Annotated in this window: 15 protein-coding genes and 4 pseudogenes; all 19 read right to left on the reverse strand. The window is 72.0% G+C overall.

The features are described 5' to 3' along the window. Positions 1 to 311: 311 nt before the first annotated feature. The 19 genes and pseudogenes from OG519_RS28735 to OG519_RS28825 all read right to left on the reverse strand — a co-directional run bounded on the left by OG519_RS28735 (position 312) and on the right by OG519_RS28825 (position 16,608). Positions 312 to 635, reverse strand: a complete 324-nt coding sequence (locus OG519_RS28735; protein WP_405593095.1) for a DNA cytosine methyltransferase — start codon at positions 633 to 635, stop codon at positions 312 to 314. 115 nt (positions 636 to 750) lie between these two features. Beyond that, positions 751 to 933 (reverse strand): annotated as a pseudogene (locus OG519_RS28740) (DNA cytosine methyltransferase); the annotation flags it as partial. A gap of 177 nt (positions 934 to 1,110) precedes the next feature. Continuing rightward, positions 1,111 to 2,010 (reverse strand): annotated as a pseudogene (locus OG519_RS28745) (IS3 family transposase); the annotation flags it as partial. An 8-nt stretch (positions 2,011 to 2,018) separates the two neighbouring features. Beyond that, positions 2,019 to 2,327, reverse strand: a complete 309-nt coding sequence (locus OG519_RS28750) for a transposase (protein WP_405589836.1) — start codon at positions 2,325 to 2,327, stop codon at positions 2,019 to 2,021. 69 nt (positions 2,328 to 2,396) lie between these two features. After that, positions 2,397 to 2,750 (reverse strand): annotated as a pseudogene (locus tag OG519_RS28755) (DnaB-like helicase N-terminal domain-containing protein); the annotation flags it as partial. Next, complete coding sequence (locus tag OG519_RS28760) at positions 2,750 to 2,956, reverse strand: hypothetical protein (RefSeq protein ID WP_405589838.1); 207 nt, start codon at positions 2,954 to 2,956, stop codon at positions 2,750 to 2,752. The pseudogene OG519_RS28755 and the gene OG519_RS28760, both read right to left, overlap by 1 nt. A 180-nt stretch (positions 2,957 to 3,136) precedes the next feature. Beyond that, positions 3,137 to 4,204 carry a hypothetical protein gene (locus OG519_RS28765; RefSeq protein ID WP_405589840.1) on the reverse strand — a complete coding sequence of 356 codons (1,068 nt, stop codon included), beginning with the start codon at positions 4,202 to 4,204 and terminating at the stop codon, positions 3,137 to 3,139. Continuing rightward, a pseudogene (locus OG519_RS28770) lies at positions 4,201 to 5,992 on the reverse strand (type IV secretory system conjugative DNA transfer family protein). Before OG519_RS28770 ends, OG519_RS28765 begins: the two are co-directional and overlap by 4 nt. A gap of 80 nt (positions 5,993 to 6,072) precedes the next feature. Beyond that, positions 6,073 to 6,531, reverse strand: coding sequence for a hypothetical protein (locus OG519_RS28775; RefSeq protein WP_405589842.1), 459 nt, complete (start codon positions 6,529 to 6,531; stop codon positions 6,073 to 6,075). Positions 6,532 to 6,750: 219 nt separating this feature from the next. Further along, a complete protein-coding gene (locus OG519_RS28780) occupies positions 6,751 to 7,191 on the reverse strand; it encodes a hypothetical protein (protein WP_405589845.1) in 441 nt (146 codons plus the stop codon). Between the two features lie 22 nt (positions 7,192 to 7,213). Beyond that, entirely contained in the window at positions 7,214 to 7,891 is a 678-nt protein-coding gene (locus tag OG519_RS28785; protein WP_405589848.1) for a hypothetical protein, read from the reverse strand. Between the two features lie 103 nt (positions 7,892 to 7,994). Continuing rightward, on the reverse strand, positions 7,995 to 9,227 hold the full coding sequence (locus OG519_RS28790) for an ATP-grasp domain-containing protein (RefSeq protein WP_405589851.1): 1,233 nt from the start codon (positions 9,225 to 9,227) through the stop codon (positions 7,995 to 7,997). A 77-nt stretch (positions 9,228 to 9,304) separates the two neighbouring features. After that, complete coding sequence (locus OG519_RS28795) at positions 9,305 to 10,522, reverse strand: MFS transporter (RefSeq protein ID WP_405589854.1); 1,218 nt, start codon at positions 10,520 to 10,522, stop codon at positions 9,305 to 9,307. Between the two features lie 63 nt (positions 10,523 to 10,585). After that, the gene (locus OG519_RS28800) at positions 10,586 to 11,842 is read right to left on the reverse strand and encodes a hypothetical protein (protein WP_405589856.1); all 1,257 of its coding nucleotides are present in this window, start codon (positions 11,840 to 11,842) and stop codon (positions 10,586 to 10,588) included. A gap of 121 nt (positions 11,843 to 11,963) precedes the next feature. Beyond that, positions 11,964 to 12,476 carry a hypothetical protein gene (locus OG519_RS28805; RefSeq protein ID WP_405589858.1) on the reverse strand — a complete coding sequence of 171 codons (513 nt, stop codon included), beginning with the start codon at positions 12,474 to 12,476 and terminating at the stop codon, positions 11,964 to 11,966. A gap of 72 nt (positions 12,477 to 12,548) precedes the next feature. After that, positions 12,549 to 13,040 carry a hypothetical protein gene (locus OG519_RS28810; protein ID WP_405589861.1) on the reverse strand — a complete coding sequence of 164 codons (492 nt, stop codon included), beginning with the start codon at positions 13,038 to 13,040 and terminating at the stop codon, positions 12,549 to 12,551. A gap of 208 nt (positions 13,041 to 13,248) precedes the next feature. After that, complete coding sequence (locus OG519_RS28815; protein WP_405589864.1) at positions 13,249 to 15,048, reverse strand: hypothetical protein; 1,800 nt, start codon at positions 15,046 to 15,048, stop codon at positions 13,249 to 13,251. Further along, complete coding sequence (locus tag OG519_RS28820; protein WP_405593097.1) at positions 15,045 to 16,190, reverse strand: AAA family ATPase; 1,146 nt, start codon at positions 16,188 to 16,190, stop codon at positions 15,045 to 15,047. Before OG519_RS28820 ends, OG519_RS28815 begins: the two co-directional genes overlap by 4 nt. Before the next feature lie 193 nt (positions 16,191 to 16,383). Beyond that, positions 16,384 to 16,608: a hypothetical protein gene (locus OG519_RS28825; protein ID WP_405593099.1), complete on the reverse strand. Its 225-nt coding sequence runs from the start codon at positions 16,606 to 16,608 to the stop codon at positions 16,384 to 16,386. Positions 16,609 to 16,636 lie beyond the last annotated feature (28 nt).

Here is a 16,636-nt window from a genome sequence, read left to right on the forward strand (position 1 = left end):
ACCGGTGGGAGGCCCGCGATCGGGCTGAGAACGCTGGAGCCAGCCGCAAAAAGCAAGCGCCGGAAAACGATCGCCTGCCGACACTTCGGTCCGTGATCACGAACCCGCAGGTGGACAGTGCCGGCAACCGAGTCGGAAATCAACGGCTACTGCCGCACACTGGCGGCCGACCAGAACCCCGATCATCAGATCGACGCACTTCTCCGCCACGCCCGGCAGCACTACCGATCTTTCAACTCGACTGAAGTCCACTGAAGTCCAAGCCGGAACCCGCACCAAACCCGCCCCTTCGCTCTCCCCCGCATACGAGTTCACCTCGGGATCCTCCAGGATTCCTCGAACCCGCGCGCTTCGGGCCAGGCGGCGAGGAAGGTCCGCTCACGGCGGTGGGGTGCTCCGACGTCGGAGGCGCGAAGCACGAGCCACCGTGCGTCGTACCGGAGGTCGGCCAGGGATCCGAGTACGGCACCAAGTGCCCGCAGAGGAGGCTGGGCTGGGTCGTCTCCCAGACACCACGGGCAGAATTCCACGTCGCCAGGGGAACCGGCGGGCGAGGTGAGGAGTCCTCGGACATTCTCGATCACCACCAGGCAGGGGCGGAGGGCTTCGACCGCACGGGCCACGTGCAGCCACAGCCCGGAGCGGGTTGCGGGGTTGAGTCCGGCGCGGCGGCCGGCGACCGAGACGTCTTTGACACGGGAAGCCCGCGGTCAGGACGCACACCCGGGGCACGTCAGCCCAGTCGATGGTGGTGATGTCGCCGTAGTTGGGGACGAGCGGCCAGTGCCGGGCCAGGATCGCGGCGGCGTCGGGGTTGGTCTCGGCGTGCCAGGCCACCGTGCCGCCGAGGGCGGCTTGGACGCCGAGGTCGAGTCCGCCGTACCCGGAGCAGAGGCTGCCGATCGGAGGGCCGGCGGTCGAGCGGGCTGGCATGTCAGCGCCCCTTCGCGGTAGCCGGAACCACGCAGGGTGGCGTCGGGGCCGGGGGGATCGCGGTCATGGATACGGCCGGGGCGGCGACGGGGGCGTGGGGTGAGCGGGCACGGGCGGCGGCCTGCACAGGGGTGAAGGCCGGCGTGAAGTTCCCCCCTGATCGTGGACAGCGTGTGTTTACGCTGCGGGGGTGAAGTCGTGTCGCAGTTTGGCTCGGGTTTCGAGTGGGGTGAGGTAGCCGAACTCGGGGTGTTTCCGGAGTCTGGTGCGGTTGTATTCGACTTCGATGAAGCGGAAGACGTCGGCCCGGGCTGCCCGGCGGCTGTCCCAGACGGTGGTGCCGATCTCCGCTTTTAGCAGGCCGAAGAAGCTCTCAGCTGCGGCATTATCGTAGCATATGCCGGTTCTGCCCATGCTCTGCTGGAGGTCCAATTCCCTTATTGCACGGCGGAATTCGCTGCTCGTGTACTCGCTGCCGCGGTCGGTGTGCATGATGCAGCCGGGCTGGAGATCGCCGCGGCCGGCAGCCATCCGCAGGGCGTCGACGACGAGTTCGGCGCGGTGGTGGTCGGCCATCGCGTAGCCGATGACTTCGCGGGTGGCCAGGTCGATGACGGTGGCCAGGTACCACCAGCCCTCGATCGTCGGCAGGTATGTGATGTCCCCGACGAGTTTCGTTCCGGTCCGGGCGGCGGTGAAGTCCCGGCCGACCAGGTCCGGGGCAGGGGCGGCCCCGCCGTCCTGAACCGTCAGGTGGCGGCGCTTGCGGCGGGTGATGCCGCGGATGCCGCGCTCGCGCATGATCCGCTCGACCTTCTTGCGGTTCACCGCACGGCCGACCCGCTTCAGCGCGGCGTGCACTCGCGGGACACCATAGGCGCCCCGCGAGCCGGCGTGGATCCCGCGGATCTCCCCGGCGAGCTCCTCCTCCGCCTCCTGCCGGATCCGTGCGGCAGGCCGGGCGGCCAGCCACGCGTAGTAGGTGGAGCGGTTGATGCCCATGACTCGGCACAGCAGCGCGACGCTGTAACCGCCGGGGTTGGCCTCGGCGGCCTTCTCCGCGTCGACGAAACGGCAGGCTTCACCTACTTCATCGACTCCGTGGCGAAGAAGGCCGCGGCTTTTTTCAAGATCTCGATGGTCTGCTGCTGCTCGCGGTTCTGCCGCCGCAACCGGGCGAGCTCGTCCTTCTCCGCGCTGGTCAGCGCACCCGCCGGCCCCTGGCCACGGTCAGTGCTGTCCTGCTTGACCCAGCCCCGCAGCCCCTCGGGGCTCACGCCCAGCTCCCGGGCGATCTCGGTGACGTTCCGATGCGGCGAGGACCGCACGAGAGCGACCGCATCCCGCTTGAACTCAGCCGTGTACCGCTTGCTCATGTTGCTCTTGCCACTCACGCTCTGGACTGCTTCCTCCGGGACCAACCGTCCCAGTATCAGGCTGTCCACCTCAGTGGGGGAACTTCAGTGCTCGGTGACCGTGCGGTGGATGGCACCTTCAAGGACCATCCGCCCGTAGACGGGGGCGTGGGCGGGGCGGGGGCAGGCTGAGATCAGGGTGTGTGCGTACACCGAGGTCAGACCGCGCGTGTGCTTCCCGGCTTCGGCGACGGCGTCGCTCACCCACGCCAGCGGCACGGTGCCGTCGGCGGTCAGGACCGGCTGCCCGGCTTTGCGCAGGTGGCGCAGTGCGGCGAACAGCGCCTGGTGAGCTGGCCGGTAGAAGTGCTCCGGCTCCAGCCAGCCGAGGCGGTCGAGCTGGCCAGGATCGAGCAGGACCGCGCCGAGCACGGCCTGCTCGGCCTGCAGCAGCGGCCTCATCACCGCCCCCCGGGCTGCGGAGGCAGGGCGGCGACGGCCCGGTCGGCGGCAGCCATCGCCACCGCGAAACGGTCCAATTCGGTGGCCAGGGCCCGGTCGGCGGGAACTGCGCTGTCGCAGGCGGCCAGCAGCCACCGGCCGCCGCGTCGCAGGACCGGCAGATCGCGGAATGGTCGCAGGATGGGAGAGGAAGCAGAGGTGGACATCAAGGCTCCAATGGGCGGGGAGAGGACAGGGGCGGTCATGCGGTGCTGCCGACGCGGCTCTGCACGGGTGCGCCCGGCTGGCAGGACCACGGTGAACAGCCGTCTGGCGTTCGGCAGCGGGCGGAGCGGTAGTGGGCGTGGCGAAGTCCCCGTGGCGAGAGGCGAGTGCCCGTGGTGGCGTTATCGGCGGCGGGCCGGTGACGCCGACGCCACCGCGGGTGCCGGGGGCGGTTTCGCCGGGGGCATCGGGGCGGCTGCCGTTTGAGCGGCGGACCGGCTGGGCGAAGCAACGGTGGCCGCATGGACCCGGGCGTCGTCGGGACGCGGCGCCGCGGGCGCGCTGGGGCTGGGCTCGGGCGGGGATGCGGCGGTGCGGGTGGCCTGGGCGGTGTCGGTGAAACGGCGCCAGGCGTAGTCGGACCGGTCGTGGGACCAGGTGGCGGCGCGGGCGGTCAGCGCGGGGGCGAGGGCGGCGACTTCGGTCTCGGGTACGGTGCCGAAGGCGAGCAACTGCCCGGCGTGCGACCACAGGTCCAGGTACCAGTCCTCGCCGAGCGGATACGCCTTGACGTGCGCACCGTTGCGCTCGGGCTGGTAGGTCCACAGGCGGTGGGCGTGGGCCCAGTCGGGTCCGGCGAACGTCGGCTGCGGCAGTGGGGGAACCGGCTTCGGAGTGCCCTGGTCGGCGACGGTGAAGAGGTCCGCGAGGGGGCCCCTGTCCAGGGCGTCGGTGACGAGCCGGAGCACGTCGGAGCCGTCAAGACCTTCCAGGTCGCCGAGGACGCCGACAACGTGCCGCAGCGTGCGCAGGATGTGGCGGGCGTCGCCGGGGTCGACGACGTCCTCTGCCGGGCCGGCGTCCTTCAGCTCCAGCCTCACCCGTTCCGCTGCCGCGCGCAGCCCCTCGACCTGGCCGAGGTTGGGGCGGTCGGGGAGGTTGGCGGCCCGGTGCAGCAGCGCGTCGAAGGGCTTCATGCGGGCGCGCACGGCGTACTTCGCGTAGTGGTCGGCGTCTTCTTTGAGGGCGGCGACGGCGGCGGTGCGCACGGCTTCCTCGTGGCCGGTCAGGGAGGTGAGCAGGCCCATGTAGCGGTCGCGGGTGTCGATCTGCTCGCGCAGCACCGACTCGTACGCCTCGTTCAGCAGCTCCAGATCCGACAGATCCTTCCCCGGCGAGCCGGACTGGACAGCGTGCTCGCGCAGGATCGCCGCCCGTTCGGCGGCGGGGACATTCCATACCCCGCTCATGACACCGCTCCGAAGTCGTCACGGGCCGGGGCGGTGTTGGCGATGGCGCGCTCGGTGATGGCCTTGGTCGCGGCGGCCGAGGCGGGGCCGATCGTCCTGGCGGCGGGTTCCTTGTACCAGGGGCGGAGGTCGAGCATCGCGGCCCGGATGCCGGTGGCGAACAGCAACGCGCGGCCCTTGGGCAGTGCCCGGATCGCGTCGGGAGGCAGGATCCGCTCGGTGCGCATCGACACCGAGGTGGACTTGCCGGACTCGGAGGTGGAGACCGACATGGTTGGCACGTCGTGGTCGCCGATCATGCGGGACAACTTGTCGGCGAAGTCGGCGTCGTCGATCCCGCTACCGATGATCTTGATGGTGGCGGCGGACCACAGGGCGTCCATCCCGGCCTCGCCCCAGCACTTCTGCCCCTGCCGGTAGGACTGAAGGATCGTGATTGGGATGACGCCCCGGCTGCCCAAGTGGCTGTACAGGTCCGGGAGGTCCGAGATGCGGCAGACGTTGGCGGCCTCGTCCAGGACGCACAGCGCGGGCGGGTCGAGCCTGCCCCCGGAGCGCTCCGCGACGACCACGGCCGCGCGCATCACGGCGTCGGCGGCTGCGGCGATGATCGCCGAGGCGGAGCCGCCGCCGTCCTTGCTGAGCAGATACAGGGTGTCGCGGGAGGTGGCGAACGCCGACGGGCGGAACTGCGGCAGGTGCCGTGCGGGGGTGACCCAGGCGGCGGCGCCGGGGTCGAGCAGGCAGCTCGCGTACTGCCGCGCGGTCTCGTAGATGCCGTCACGGGTCTCGGTCGCGCCGGAGACGGTGCCCTGGAGCTGGGCGGCGACCGCGTCGTGGCCGGCATCGGTGAGCAGATCGACCGGGGTGCGGTCGGCCGGTGAGGCGAGCCAGGCCAGGACGTCGGTAATCGGGCGGCGGTGCGAGGCGGCAGCCAGGAACAGCGCGCCCAGGGTGTTGCTCGCGGCGGTGGACCAGAAGTCGGAGCCGGCGGACTCGTCCACGGACGCGGCGACGAAGTGCCCGGCAAGGCGTTTGGCGCCGGCCAGGTCGCGGGCGTCGGCCAGGATGTCCCACCACATCTGCCTCGGGTGGTGGGCGATCTGCTGCGGGTCGAGCGTCCAGACCGAGCCCACGGCTGCGCGGGCGTCGAACGTGGTGGTGAAGGCGTCGCTTGCGGCTTTGTTGCTGGTGAGCAGGACCGGGCCGGGAGCGGCGAGGATTGCGGGGATGGCCAGGCCGGTGGTCTTCCCGGAGCGGGGGGCCATGATGGCGACCAGGACGTCTTCCCAGCTTGCGCGGACCTCGGCCCGGCCGGGGGACAGCGTGCCGAGCAGGATGCCGCGGTCAGCGGGCGCGACCTCTTTTACTCTCCAGGTCGGCGAGGCTCGGCCGCAGGCTGCGTGCCTTGGCGGTGATCTCCCTGGCCAGCAGCGGGGCGAGATCCGCCTTGCGCGCTAGACCGTTGGTGGTCCCGCCGCGTATGCGCAGCCACAGGACGCAGCCGGTCACGACGAGGCCGGCGGTGAGCAGGCCGGGGAGGAGCCGGGCCCCGATCAGTACGGCGGTCGGGCCCAGGTGTGGCCACAGCACGTCGGGGTGGAGGAGCGCGTCGGTGGCCCGGAACGGGGTCCATGGCCCCGCGCCGTACACGTCGTTGGTCAGGTTGCCGGTGAGCCAGGCGAGGGAGCCGAAGGCGAGGGCGGCGCCGAGGACGCCGAACAGGAGGATCAGGAGTGCGTCGGTGCCGGTGGTGGTCGAGGGCGCGCGTGTACGCGGAGATGGCATGGCGGGGTCCAGGGGTGTGCGGTGATCGGCTTGCGGGCGGCGGGGTGGTGGTGGGTTCTTCTGCTGGTCATGGCGGGGTCCTATCGGGTGCGGCGGATGAGTGTGGGGGCGGGCGGGATCGGCGCCGGAGCAACTGATGTCGTTTGCGGGGAAGTTGAGTGCTGGTGGGCGCGGGCGGCCGGGGAGGTGCGGGTGGCCGCTGCCTGCTGCCGGCGGGTCTCGGCGAGGATGGGGGGAATAACGGCCTGGTCGTAGAGGGCGGGGTCGATGTTGACGGTGAAACCGGTCAGGGTGAGTGATTCCGCGACCAGGCTGGCGCGCCTCTTCTGCTCCGGCCAGGGCAGGTCGGTTGGCAGTTCGTGGGCGTCGAAGAGGTTGACGTGGTGGATCCGGACGAAGCCGTAGGCTGCCAGGTGCTGCCGTGCGAGGTCCGGTATGCCGGTGCGGGTGTCCGCCCAGATGCTCTGGTCGCGCCAGTGGAAGATCTCGACGTCCACGCCGAAGGCATCGGCGTGGTTGACGTTGGCTGACAGTGTCATGGCGTGTCCTCGGGCAGCGGGGAAGCGGGAACGCGGGGCGAAGCCGGTAGCCGGACCGGCTGCTGACGCCGCGTGTCCGCAAGGTGCGGTGCGGGGGGCGGAGGCGTGGGTGAGGAAGACCGCGCGGCGCGCTGCCCGTCGGCCTCCGCGTCCGGGGTGGCGGACGGTTCGTCCCCAGGGGCGGGGCGGCGGGTTCTTCTGCTGGCCGTCGCGGTTCTCCTAGCGGGTACGGCGGATGGTGGTCGAGGTGACCGGAGGCCGGGCCGCAGTGGGATCGGGGTTACTGGACTCACGGGTGCCGGCAGCCGGCGAGGTGCGGGTCGCGGCGTGCTGTCGGTCCAGGTGCCGGGAGTGGTCGGCGGCCAGGGCGTCCCGGGACAGCAGCATCGGGTCCAAGTTCGTGGTGAACCCAGCGCGGGACAGAGCTTCGGCTGCCCGGGTCGCACAGGCCCTGTCGTCGTTCCAGCCGTCGTCGCGGGCCAGGACGCGGCAGTTGGGGCCCAGCCAGGCGTGGTCGAGGGTGAAGCCGTGCTCCCACAGGATCTGGTGGGCGGCCTGCGGTGTCCCGGTACGGACGTCGGCGAAGACAGCGTGGTCGTACCAGATCTCGACGTCGGTGCCGTACTGGTCGGCGCGGTTGGGCGGGGGCGGGGGGTTCATGAGCGTTTCCCTTCTGTGCGGGTCAGCGGCTGCGCGGCGGTGAGGCCGGTGGCGGGGCTGGGGGTCCGGTGGGTGCGGTGCCGGACGCAGCGGTGCGGTGGGCGGAGGCGTGCGGCGACGAGGACCGTGCGGCGCGCTGCCGGTCTGCCGCTGGGTCGGAGGCGGCGCGGGGTTCGTCGTCGGGTGCGGCGTCGTTGCTGCCGAGGACGTCTTGGAGGAGGTCCAGGGTGCGCAGGGCCGGGATCTCGTCCAGGCATCGCGGGTCGCGGAGATCCCCAGGGATAGCGGTGACCAGGTTCTGCGCGGCCTCCAGGTTCTCCTCCACCTCGCGGAGCAGTCCGCGGGCGGCGGCCAGCCGTGTCCAGGTCTCGAAGACCAGCTCGCGATGCGGCTCGCCGAGGAAGGTCAGCCGCAGGCGGGTCCAGTCGGCGGCTGCGGCGACGAGTTCGCTCAACTGCGGGAGGGCCCCGACCAGCGCGCCGTTGATCTCTTCGAGGATTCCAGCGACTTCCTGGGGCGTTGCGGTCTCGGTCAGCCGGGCGATCATCCCGGGAACCGAGTACGGCTCGGCCGACGGATGGGGAAGGTACCTGACCTGCAACGGCGCGTCAGGGCCGGTGGGTTCGCCGTGGGCGAGCCTGATGTTGTGGGCCATGGCCGCACCGACGGCATCGCCGATGCTCGGATAGAACTCGGGCACGAGGGCTCCTCGGGTCGGGGGCGGGGAGCACACGGTGGTGCGCGCTCCCCGCCCGGTCGGATGGGCGGTCAGAATCCGGGCCGGTCGGGAGCCAACGTCCAGGTCACGGGGCGACCGTGAGGGTCAGGGCCCCGGTGAGAACGGCCAGGCGCTGGCGGGCGGTGGCGGGGCTGTCGGCGGTGACGATGAAGAACCCGATCCGGGCGGTGTCGACGCTGCCCTCCGGCGGCGGGGCGACCCGGTCACCGACCTCGTGCAGCCAGACGACCTGGTGCAGCCACGGGTGCTGCGGGGCGGGCTCGATCGCCAGGCGGCGCGCGGTGAGGATGCCGGGAGCCGGCGGATACAGGATCGTGATGGCGGCCGAGCGGTGCGCGGTGGGGGTGAGGTCGGGGGCCTTGCCGCAGGCGATATCGGTGGCGATCCGGGGGAGGTCGAGGCCGGTGGCGAGGTGGACGAGCGTGCCGATCCGGTCGCCGCCGATGCGCGCATTGACCTCGACCAGTCCCGGGCCGGACGCCGGGAGTTTCATCTCCACGTGCGTCACACCGTCGGTGACGCCGAGCGCCTGGACCGCTTGGCGGGCGACGGGAGCGACCACGGGCAGGAGCGGGTCGCCGGCGGTGACGACGTGGCCGGTCTCCTCGAAGTACGGCGCGAAGCCGACCTCCTTGCGGGTGATGGCGACCACGGTGGTCACCCCGCGGAAGGTGACGCACTCGGCCGATATCTCCTCGCCGCCCATGAACGACTCGACGAGGATCCCGCTGCCCTCCGGACCCTGCCCGCCGGCCCCGGCAGCAGCGAACTCCCAGGCACCGGCTAGTTCTTCGGGACTGTCGACACGGATCACCCCGACGCTGCCCGCGTGCGAGGACGGCTTGAGGACGAGGGGAAAACCGGTACGTGACGCGGCAACCTTGGCCTGGGCGAGGGTCTCGACCCGGGCGGAGACCGGCGAGGGCACGCCCGCTTCGGCGAACCGGCGGCGGCTGGTGGCCTTGTCCCGGCAGGCGTTCACCGCTGCGACGCTGTTTCCGGGCAGCCCGAGGCGGGCGGCGAGTTCGGCTGCCGGCACCAGCGCGTACTCGTCCCAGGTGACCACCCCGGCGATGGCGTGCCGCTCGGCCAGCGCAAGACCGGCGGCGACCACGGCGCTCGGGTCGTGGGTGTCGGCGACCTCGTGGTCGGCGACCAGATGTTGCTGCCAGGTCGGCGGCTTGGTGTCGATCAGCGCGATCGGGTACGCGGCGGCGACCTGCTCGACGCAGTACCCGCGATACAGCGGATCGGTTCCGCCGACGACGATCAGCAGCGGGCTGGACGTGCGGGACATGGGAAACCCTCCAGAGGGCGGAAATCGAACGGGAAGAAGGGAGAGGAAAAGGGGCGTCTGAGCCGGGACGACGGTGGTCACGGTGCGTCCACGGGCTGGACCTGTTCGCTGCGGTGCACCACGAGGACCCGTTCGGGCGGCGGTTCGCATGCGGCGCGGTGGCGCCGCAGGCCGGCGAAGCACGCGGTGAGCACGCCGCCCTGCAGGACGGCGCAGGCCAGCAGCAGGTGCGGAAGGCCGGGGGCGGGCACGGCCGCGACCAGGGCTCCGGCCACCGGCAGCGGCAGCAGCACCAGGATGATCACCACGGCCAGCGTCGAGCCGAAGGCGGCGGCGGGGATGAGACGGGAGCGCAGCGTGCGCAGCACCACGGTCAGCGCGCCTTCGGCCGCCATCAGCACAGCGACGGCCGCGGTGTAGACGGCGAAGCCGGGGGCCAGGGCGACGCTGAGACAGGCGACGGTGGACACGGCGGCGGCGACCGCCCCGACCGGCCACACCTGCCAGCGGTCCAGGGCCCGTCGGGTGACGATCACGGTGAGCAGGGAGGCGACGGCCGCCACGCTCCACACCGCACCGACATCCGCGGTGGAGTAGTGGAAGCGGTGAATGACCGTAATGGGGGCTGCGGCCTGCAGGACGCCGCTGGCCAGGTTGGAGGCGGCGAGCCCGCCGATCAGCCAGGCCAGCGCCGGGGTCCGGCGCAGGGTCCGCCATCCGCTCAGCAGACTGCTGGGTGCACGGTGGCGGTCTGCCGGGAGAGCGTTGCCGTGGGCGGCGACGGCGGCGATCATCGCCAGGGCCGCGACAGCGGTCAGCAGAACGTTCGGCCCGGCCAGCAGCAACAGGCCGCCCAGCACCGGACCGACGAGCATCGCGCCCTGATCGATGCCAGTCTGTACTGCCTGCAGGTGGTGCACCCGGTTCCCCAGGTGTCGGCCGCCCTCGGCACCGAGAGTCTCCACCGCGACGAACGAGACCTCCGCCAGCAGCCCGGACACCGCCCCGAACCCCAAAACAACGGTTGTTGTCGCAGCCCCCGTCCCGGGCAGGACGGTCAGCACCGCAGCGGCCAGCGCGACCACGGTGGCCCGGACGAAGTTGCTGCACCGGAAGACACAGCCGGCACCGAAGCGGTCGGTCAGCATCCCGGCGAAAGTGAAGGCCGCCAGACGCGGCGTCCACTCCAGCAGGAACGCGATGCCGGTCAGGGCGGTGGAGCCGGTGGTGATCAGGACCAGCAGCGGGATGGCGTAAGCGGCGGTCGTGCTGGCCAGGGCATCGGCTGCCCGCATCAGATACAGGGGCGCCAGACCGTCGCAACGGCGGCGGAGGGCCGGCAACAAGCGCATCGCCGTTCACCGCGTCCGGGAGGCGGAGTTGCCCGCCGGACCTGCCGGTGGCGCCGCAGCCGGGGCCGAGGGGGAGGCGTCCCGGGAAGCCGGTGCCCGGGTCGCCGCCGGCGAGGCGGCCAGCGCGGCGCCGAGGGCGTCGTGAACCCCAGCCGACAGCGGCGCCGCGCGCTCCTGCGACGGGAGGACGACACGGCGCAACTCCTCGTCCTCGTCGGCGAGTTCGGACTGCGCTGCGACGATGAAGTCACTGGCGAAGCCGAACCGGTCACCCAACTGGTACGCCTCGTCAGCCAGATCGGTGATCTGCTCCCCGGCTGCCTCCAGCGCCTCCCGGACCCGCTCCAGAACGCCCTGCTCCGGGTCGAGGAGCGGGGCGAGCGCGTCCGCCAGCTCGGCGCCGCTCTCCGCACCCCGGATCCGGTCGGTCACCGCCAGGACCTGGTCGCCGAGGGACTGCCCACGCTGCGGGCCGGCGGAAGAGGTGTCGAGAACGGGGTCGAGTTCGACGGTGTAACGGGCGGCGCGCAGCATCTGCGCCGCATGCGAGGAGATGGCCGCCTGCTCGTCGCGTCCCATGGAGGTCGGCAGGCGGTGGCGGGGGCCGTGCCAGTCGTTGGCGTAGGCGAATCCGGCATGGTTGAGGAGGGACTTGGCGAGGCTGTCGCCGCCGCGGGCGACGACACTGCCGGTCGGCTCGGGGGCGATGGTGACGGTGATAGGCATCAAGATCTCCGGGGCTGGTGCTGAGGTCGTGGGCGTGGGGGAGGCCGGCAGGTGGCCGAGTTCGGTGGCGATGCGGTGGCACTCGCTCTGCAGGCGGAAGGCGTCGCGATAGGCGTTGTGGAGGCCGCCGTCCTCGCGGGCGAGGGTCGCCACGACGTGCACCTGGCGGGGCTGGTTGCGCAGCGCGATCCAGCGGCAGGCGTCCGGATCGCCGCCGGATGCGACGGTGACCGCCGTCACCCGGCGGGCGACCTCGGCCCACTGGGCGTCGGTCAGGTCGAGTTGGCGGGGATCGGAGCGGACCGAGCACACCCACACCGGCCGCTCGGGCGCCCTGCTGCCGAGGCGCTCGACGGGCGCGTCCAGGGCGTGGGCCAGATAGGGCAGGGAGCCTGCGTGGGTGAGCAGGTCGAGCGGGGCGCCGTGGCAGTCACCGCCCACCAGACGGGGATTGCTCTGGTCATTGCGCTCGCCCGGCCCGTACAGGTAGGCGAGCAGGCCGGCGGTGTGGCTGGCGCGCTGAAGGTGGGCGATCACGGCACTGACCTCGAAGGAGAGCGAAGGGGCGGGGCCCGTGGTCGGGCTTCCGGGTGATGAGGATCCGCAGGTTCCGCGATTTGGGCCGTCCGGAAACCGGTGGTAGAAGCCCGTGTTGTCGTCACGCCGCCGGGTGGAGGCCGTGGTCGTGGGCGAAGTTCGCGCAGGCTGAGCGCGCAAAGTAGGTGTCGTTGTGCAGCCGGGCCCAGCGGCCGTCCTGGCGGATGACAGTGGCGACGATGTCCAGCCCGCCGGCCTGGTTGCGCAGGGCTGCCCAGCGGCAGGCGGCCGGGTCGGCGTCCGGTTCGACGCCGGTTGCGTCGAGGATTTCGCGTGTCAGCTCGAACCAGTCGTCGTCCTCCAGTTCCGCAGTGGTGGCGTTGCGGATCGCGCAGTGCCACGTCAGCCGCCGGGCCGGATCGTGTCCGGTGCGCGGTTTCCGCAGGGCGAGCGGCTCATCGAGCAGCTCCGCCAGCAGCGGCAGGGCGACCGCGTCCTGGACGGTCAGTTCGGGCGACCAGGCGCTGAGGAGGTACGGCTGGAAGCCGGGTTCACTGCCGTGCAGTTGGGCGAGCAGGGTGGTGGAATGCTTTCGGTGCGCCGCACGTCGCAGCGCAGGGGATAGTCGGGGCACGGCAGATCCGCACCGGTGAGCAAGGGCCAAGGGGGAGCCGGTGCCCCGCCCCGGGGGCGGGGCACCGGGAGGTCAGAAGTGCGGGTTCTCGGTCGGCCGGTCGGCGTCGGTGGCCGCGTCGAGCAGCCCGGACAGATCGCCGGGCTCGCAGGAGCGCTGGTCGAGCCACCAACCCGCGCGGGTGACGGTGCGCGCCTTGTCCTCCATCGCCTCCCACGCCGTCTCAGTGGTGTCCCCCTCGATGACGAGGGCGGTGTAGGCGGCGGCCAGGGTCTGGTGCCTGCAGCGGACAGCCCAGGCCACGGCGCGCTCGGTGCCCTCCAGGGGAGGCATCGCGTACTGGGTCGACCACGCTTCGGCGGCGGCCTGTTCGTCGGCGCGCTTGGCCTCCAGCCACTGCTGCGTGGCGGCGGCGTCGGCCTGGTGTGCTGCCCTCCAGCAGACAGAACACGGGCGCTCTGCCAGCCAGCGGGCGAAGCCCGCGCGAACGTCGGCGGGGCGGTCGGACAGGTCGCGGGCATCGCTGTGCCCGCAGGAGAAGTCGATGTTCCAGATCGTTTTCACCCCCGGGGAATTCCGTTTGATGGGCGTTACGTTCGAGGTCGGGCTGCTGGTCTGGGGCTTCATATCGAGTGCCTTTCGTTGGCGGTTGGGGTGGTGGCCTGCGTCGCTGCGGAGGGTCGTGCATCAGATGCACGATTCATGCGGCGGACGGAGGTGGTCTGGACTGCTTGGCGGTGGTCTCGGGGACGCTTCCGCCTTCTGCGTCGTCTCAGCGTGTCCTGCGAATGGCGTTTGTGGCCGCCGTGGCGATGGCGGCGGGAGCGCTGGAGGGCTGGGTCAAGTGCAGCAAGGTGGTCCCCGGCAGGTGCGGGGACTCCGCGGTGAGGGTGAGCTGGAGTACGGCGCAGCCGGCGGTCGTGAGCTGCTTGACGCGGGTGACGGCTTGAGCGGTTTCGTCGGGGGTGTAGATGGCGTCAGTGACGATCACGAGTAGGCGGCCGGCGCCGGGGCGGCTGAGTTCGAGGCCGTGGTCGAGCGCGTCCAGGGCATAGGCGAGGTTGTGACTGCTGCCGTTGGCGCCGAACGTTGTCACGCGCTCCGGTGCCCGGTGGGTGGGTCGGGTCAAGGCGGTCAGGTGCGTGTCGTAGGCGATGGTGGCGGTAAGGGAGTCGGGGTCGGTCAGGACTGCTGCGCGTGCCACGATCCAGGCAGCGGACGCGACGGGCGCGCAGGCGGCACGCATGGAGCCGGAGACGTCGACGGCGATCCCCACACGCAGCGGTGGGGTGGGCGAGCTGCGGCGGCGGGTGTGGGTGAACGGTTCCGCGGTGGGGACCGACCCGGCCGCGCGCTGAGCGTCGCGGGCGAGGGCCGCGCGCATGTTGAGGCGGCCGGGCGGGGTGGGGCTGGTGGTCCGCTCCTCGGTCCGCTCGCGGTAGGCGGCGGCACGCAGGGCGCGGCTCAGGCGCGCGGCGGCACTCTGCTCGGCGGCGGTGGGCCTACGGGTGCCGGTGACCGGGTTGCCGTAGGGCGCCGGTGTGCCGTCGGGGCTGACGGTGGTGCCACGGGTGTTGAAGACCGACTTGGCGGTGGCGGCGGCTTGGCGTCGCTGGCCGGCCCGCTGGGCTCGGTCCTGAGCCTGCGCCTTGGACTGAGCGGCCATGGCGTTGGTCGCTGCGGCCTGTGCCGCGAGGTCGGCGGCGTCGGTGGCTGCCATGCTGTCCATGACGACCCCCACGGCGCCGGACAGCAGATCGGCGAGGTTCTCCGGCACGGGCAGGGCGGGGGCAGCGGCGTCCAGAGCGTCGCACCAGTCCTGGGCGTGCGCGAGCATGGTCGTGGCGTCGTGGTCGACGCACTGGTGGGCTGCGGTCCAGACGCGGGTGAGGGCGGCCAACAGGTCTGCGCCCAGCACCTTTTCGCACAGATCGGCGACCGCCCGGGTCTCGCCGGCGTCCAGGATGCCGACGTCACGGCGGCCGAGGACCAGGGCCGCCACGCCGGCGGCGTGCTCGATGCCCTGAAGGGTGGGGTGGGCGATGTCGGGCATGACCAGGGTGCGGGCACTGGTACGCAGGTACGTGCGGTCCGTGGGCCGCGTGATCAGGTGTGCGCCTTCGACACGGCTCTCCTCCAGCAGGAGCGCGGCCTCCACGACACGGAGGTCCGCTCCGGCAGGTTCCCTCCAGACGGAGTGGGCTGCGTGCGCGGCCTCGTGGACGAACACTCCCCAGGCGGCGGGGTACCGTTCCTCGTCGCCCACGATCCGCGGATGGATCTCATGGGGCTGGAGCGGGGCGAACAGCCGGGCGTCGAATTCGACCTCGCCCAGCGTGGGGAAGAACGCGGCCGGTGCGCCGCTACGCGTGCCGGGACGGCAGGTGACGAGGAGGTCCTGGCGGCCGGAGAGCGCGACCAGCCGGTCGCCGAGTTCGGCACCCACGCGCAGCCACGCGGCCGGGGAGGAACGGGGCTGCGCGGGCGGGGCGCCGTCGTCGTCCCAGCGCGCGAGATCGGCGTCGACGTCCGGCGTGGTGGCGGGGGACTGGACGTGGTGGTGGGCGCTCATCGCGAGCGGCCTCGCTGTGCGGAGCCGGTGCTGCCCGGGGGCTGCCGGACGGCCGAGGCGGGAAGCTGCTTGCCGAGGGTGAGGGGCGCGACCTCCTTGACGCCGGCAGCCTTGGTGACAGCGGCGGCGACGGCGTCGCGATCCTCCAGCGGAGCGATGCCGACCAGGTTCGCGAGCGCTGCCTTGGTGCCGAGGACGGCCTCGGTCTTCTGGTAGCTGAGCAGTTCGCGCAGTTGGGGGGCCCAGCCCAGCTCGCCCAGTTCGACCTGGCGGGCGAGGTGTCGGGCGACCCGGACCACCCGGGCATCGATCCTCAAGGCCAGGGCGAGGTCATAGTCCGTGCCGATCTGAATCTGCACGCTGAACCGGGACGACAGCGCCTCCGTCAACACCGCCCCGTGGACGCCGGGATTATGACCTGCCACCACATAGAAGCCCGGCTCGGCCTTGATGGTCTCGCCCTTGTGGGCCTTGACCTGGATCTGCCTGCGCCCGTCCATCGCGGGATACAGCGCCGCCAGGACCTTCGGCGAGATCAAGGTGGCGTCGTCGATCAGCAGGGCGCGGCCCTCGGTCATCGCGGTGACCAGCGGACCGTACTGGAAGACGTAACCTCCGCTGTCGGCCTGTGTGTACTCGCCGACCAAGTCGCCGACCGTGGTGTCGCCGTCCCCGGCGACGGTGAGCAGGTCCGGGAACGCCGCCTCGACCAGACTCGTCTTGCCGGTGCCCGGAGGGCCGTAGAGCAGCACCGGCACGTCGGCGTCGCGCAGGCGGTTCAGCGCCTCGACGTCGGGCAGATCGGCCAGCTCCCGTGGGTGGTAGAGCTGACCCCCCGCGCGGCGGATCGGGCCGCCCTGCTGGGGCGTGCTGGCTGCGGCGGGAATGGTCGTGCGGGCCGTGGCCGCCTGGACGCGGGGAGAGTGGGTGCCCGGGGGGCTGATCACAGCGGTCTGCGCGGCTGCGGCAGTCTTCGCGTTCGCGCGGAACTCCGGCTGTCCGCTTCCGCCTTGGTCGGCCTCGCCGCGTCGCACCAGGGTGAGGGCGGCGTTGCGGACGGCGCCGTGGGAGTGGCCCAGCTGCCTGGCCATGTGCCCGATGGTGAGCGCATCTGCCGACCGGTCGGCCAGCAGTTGGGCCACCTTGGCCCGTAGTTCGCCGCCCTTGGTGCGCGCTGGACTGGTAGGCGGTCCGGGTGTGGTCACAACGAGGCTCCTTCAACAGGTAGGGGGGCGGGCGGGGTTGGCGTGGGCTGGAGGGGCTGGCCGGTCTCGGAGCGGTTTACGGACTGTGCCGACATCGGCGAGCGGGCCAACCGGGGCGTACCGTCGGCGCTCACCGGCCGACCGAGGGCTCGGTGGTCCAGGTGCAGGGGGTGGCCGGCGACGAGCAGCTCGTCGGCTGGCGAGCAGGCCCGTGCGTCCGCTGCGTACCGGGTTCCGTCGCTCGGCAGGCGCAGACGGGCGTCTCTTCGAAGCCGTCCTGGAGCAGGATCCGCCGGGCGGCGGAGTTGTAGCCGGTGGTGGTGACCTCGCCGGTGATGGTGTGCCGGATCGTCATGAACGGCTCTCCTGGTGCTTCGGGCACG

Source organism: Streptomyces sp. NBC_01190 (assembly GCF_045039895.1).
GTDB lineage: Bacteria > Actinomycetota > Actinomycetes > Streptomycetales > Streptomycetaceae > Actinacidiphila.

Coding starts and splice junctions, on each gene's coding strand:
- OG519_RS28760 (WP_405589838.1), bottom strand. CDS start 2,956: ATGTCCACCTCTGCTTCCTCTCCCATCCTGCGACCATTCCGCGATCTG.
- OG519_RS28765 (WP_405589840.1), bottom strand. CDS start 4,204: ATGAGCGGGGTATGGAATGTCCCCGCCGCCGAACGGGCGGCGATCCTG.
- OG519_RS28775 (WP_405589842.1), bottom strand. CDS start 6,531: ATGACACTGTCAGCCAACGTCAACCACGCCGATGCCTTCGGCGTGGAC.
- OG519_RS28780 (WP_405589845.1), bottom strand. CDS start 7,191: ATGAACCCCCCGCCCCCGCCCAACCGCGCCGACCAGTACGGCACCGAC.
- OG519_RS28790 (WP_405589851.1), bottom strand. CDS start 9,227: ATGTCCCGCACGTCCAGCCCGCTGCTGATCGTCGTCGGCGGAACCGAT.
- OG519_RS28795 (WP_405589854.1), bottom strand. CDS start 10,522: ATGCGGGCAGCCGATGCCCTGGCCAGCACGACCGCCGCTTACGCCATC.
- OG519_RS28815 (WP_405589864.1), bottom strand. CDS start 15,048: ATGAGCGCCCACCACCACGTCCAGTCCCCCGCCACCACGCCGGACGTC.
- OG519_RS28825 (WP_405593099.1), bottom strand. CDS start 16,608: ATGACGATCCGGCACACCATCACCGGCGAGGTCACCACCACCGGCTAC.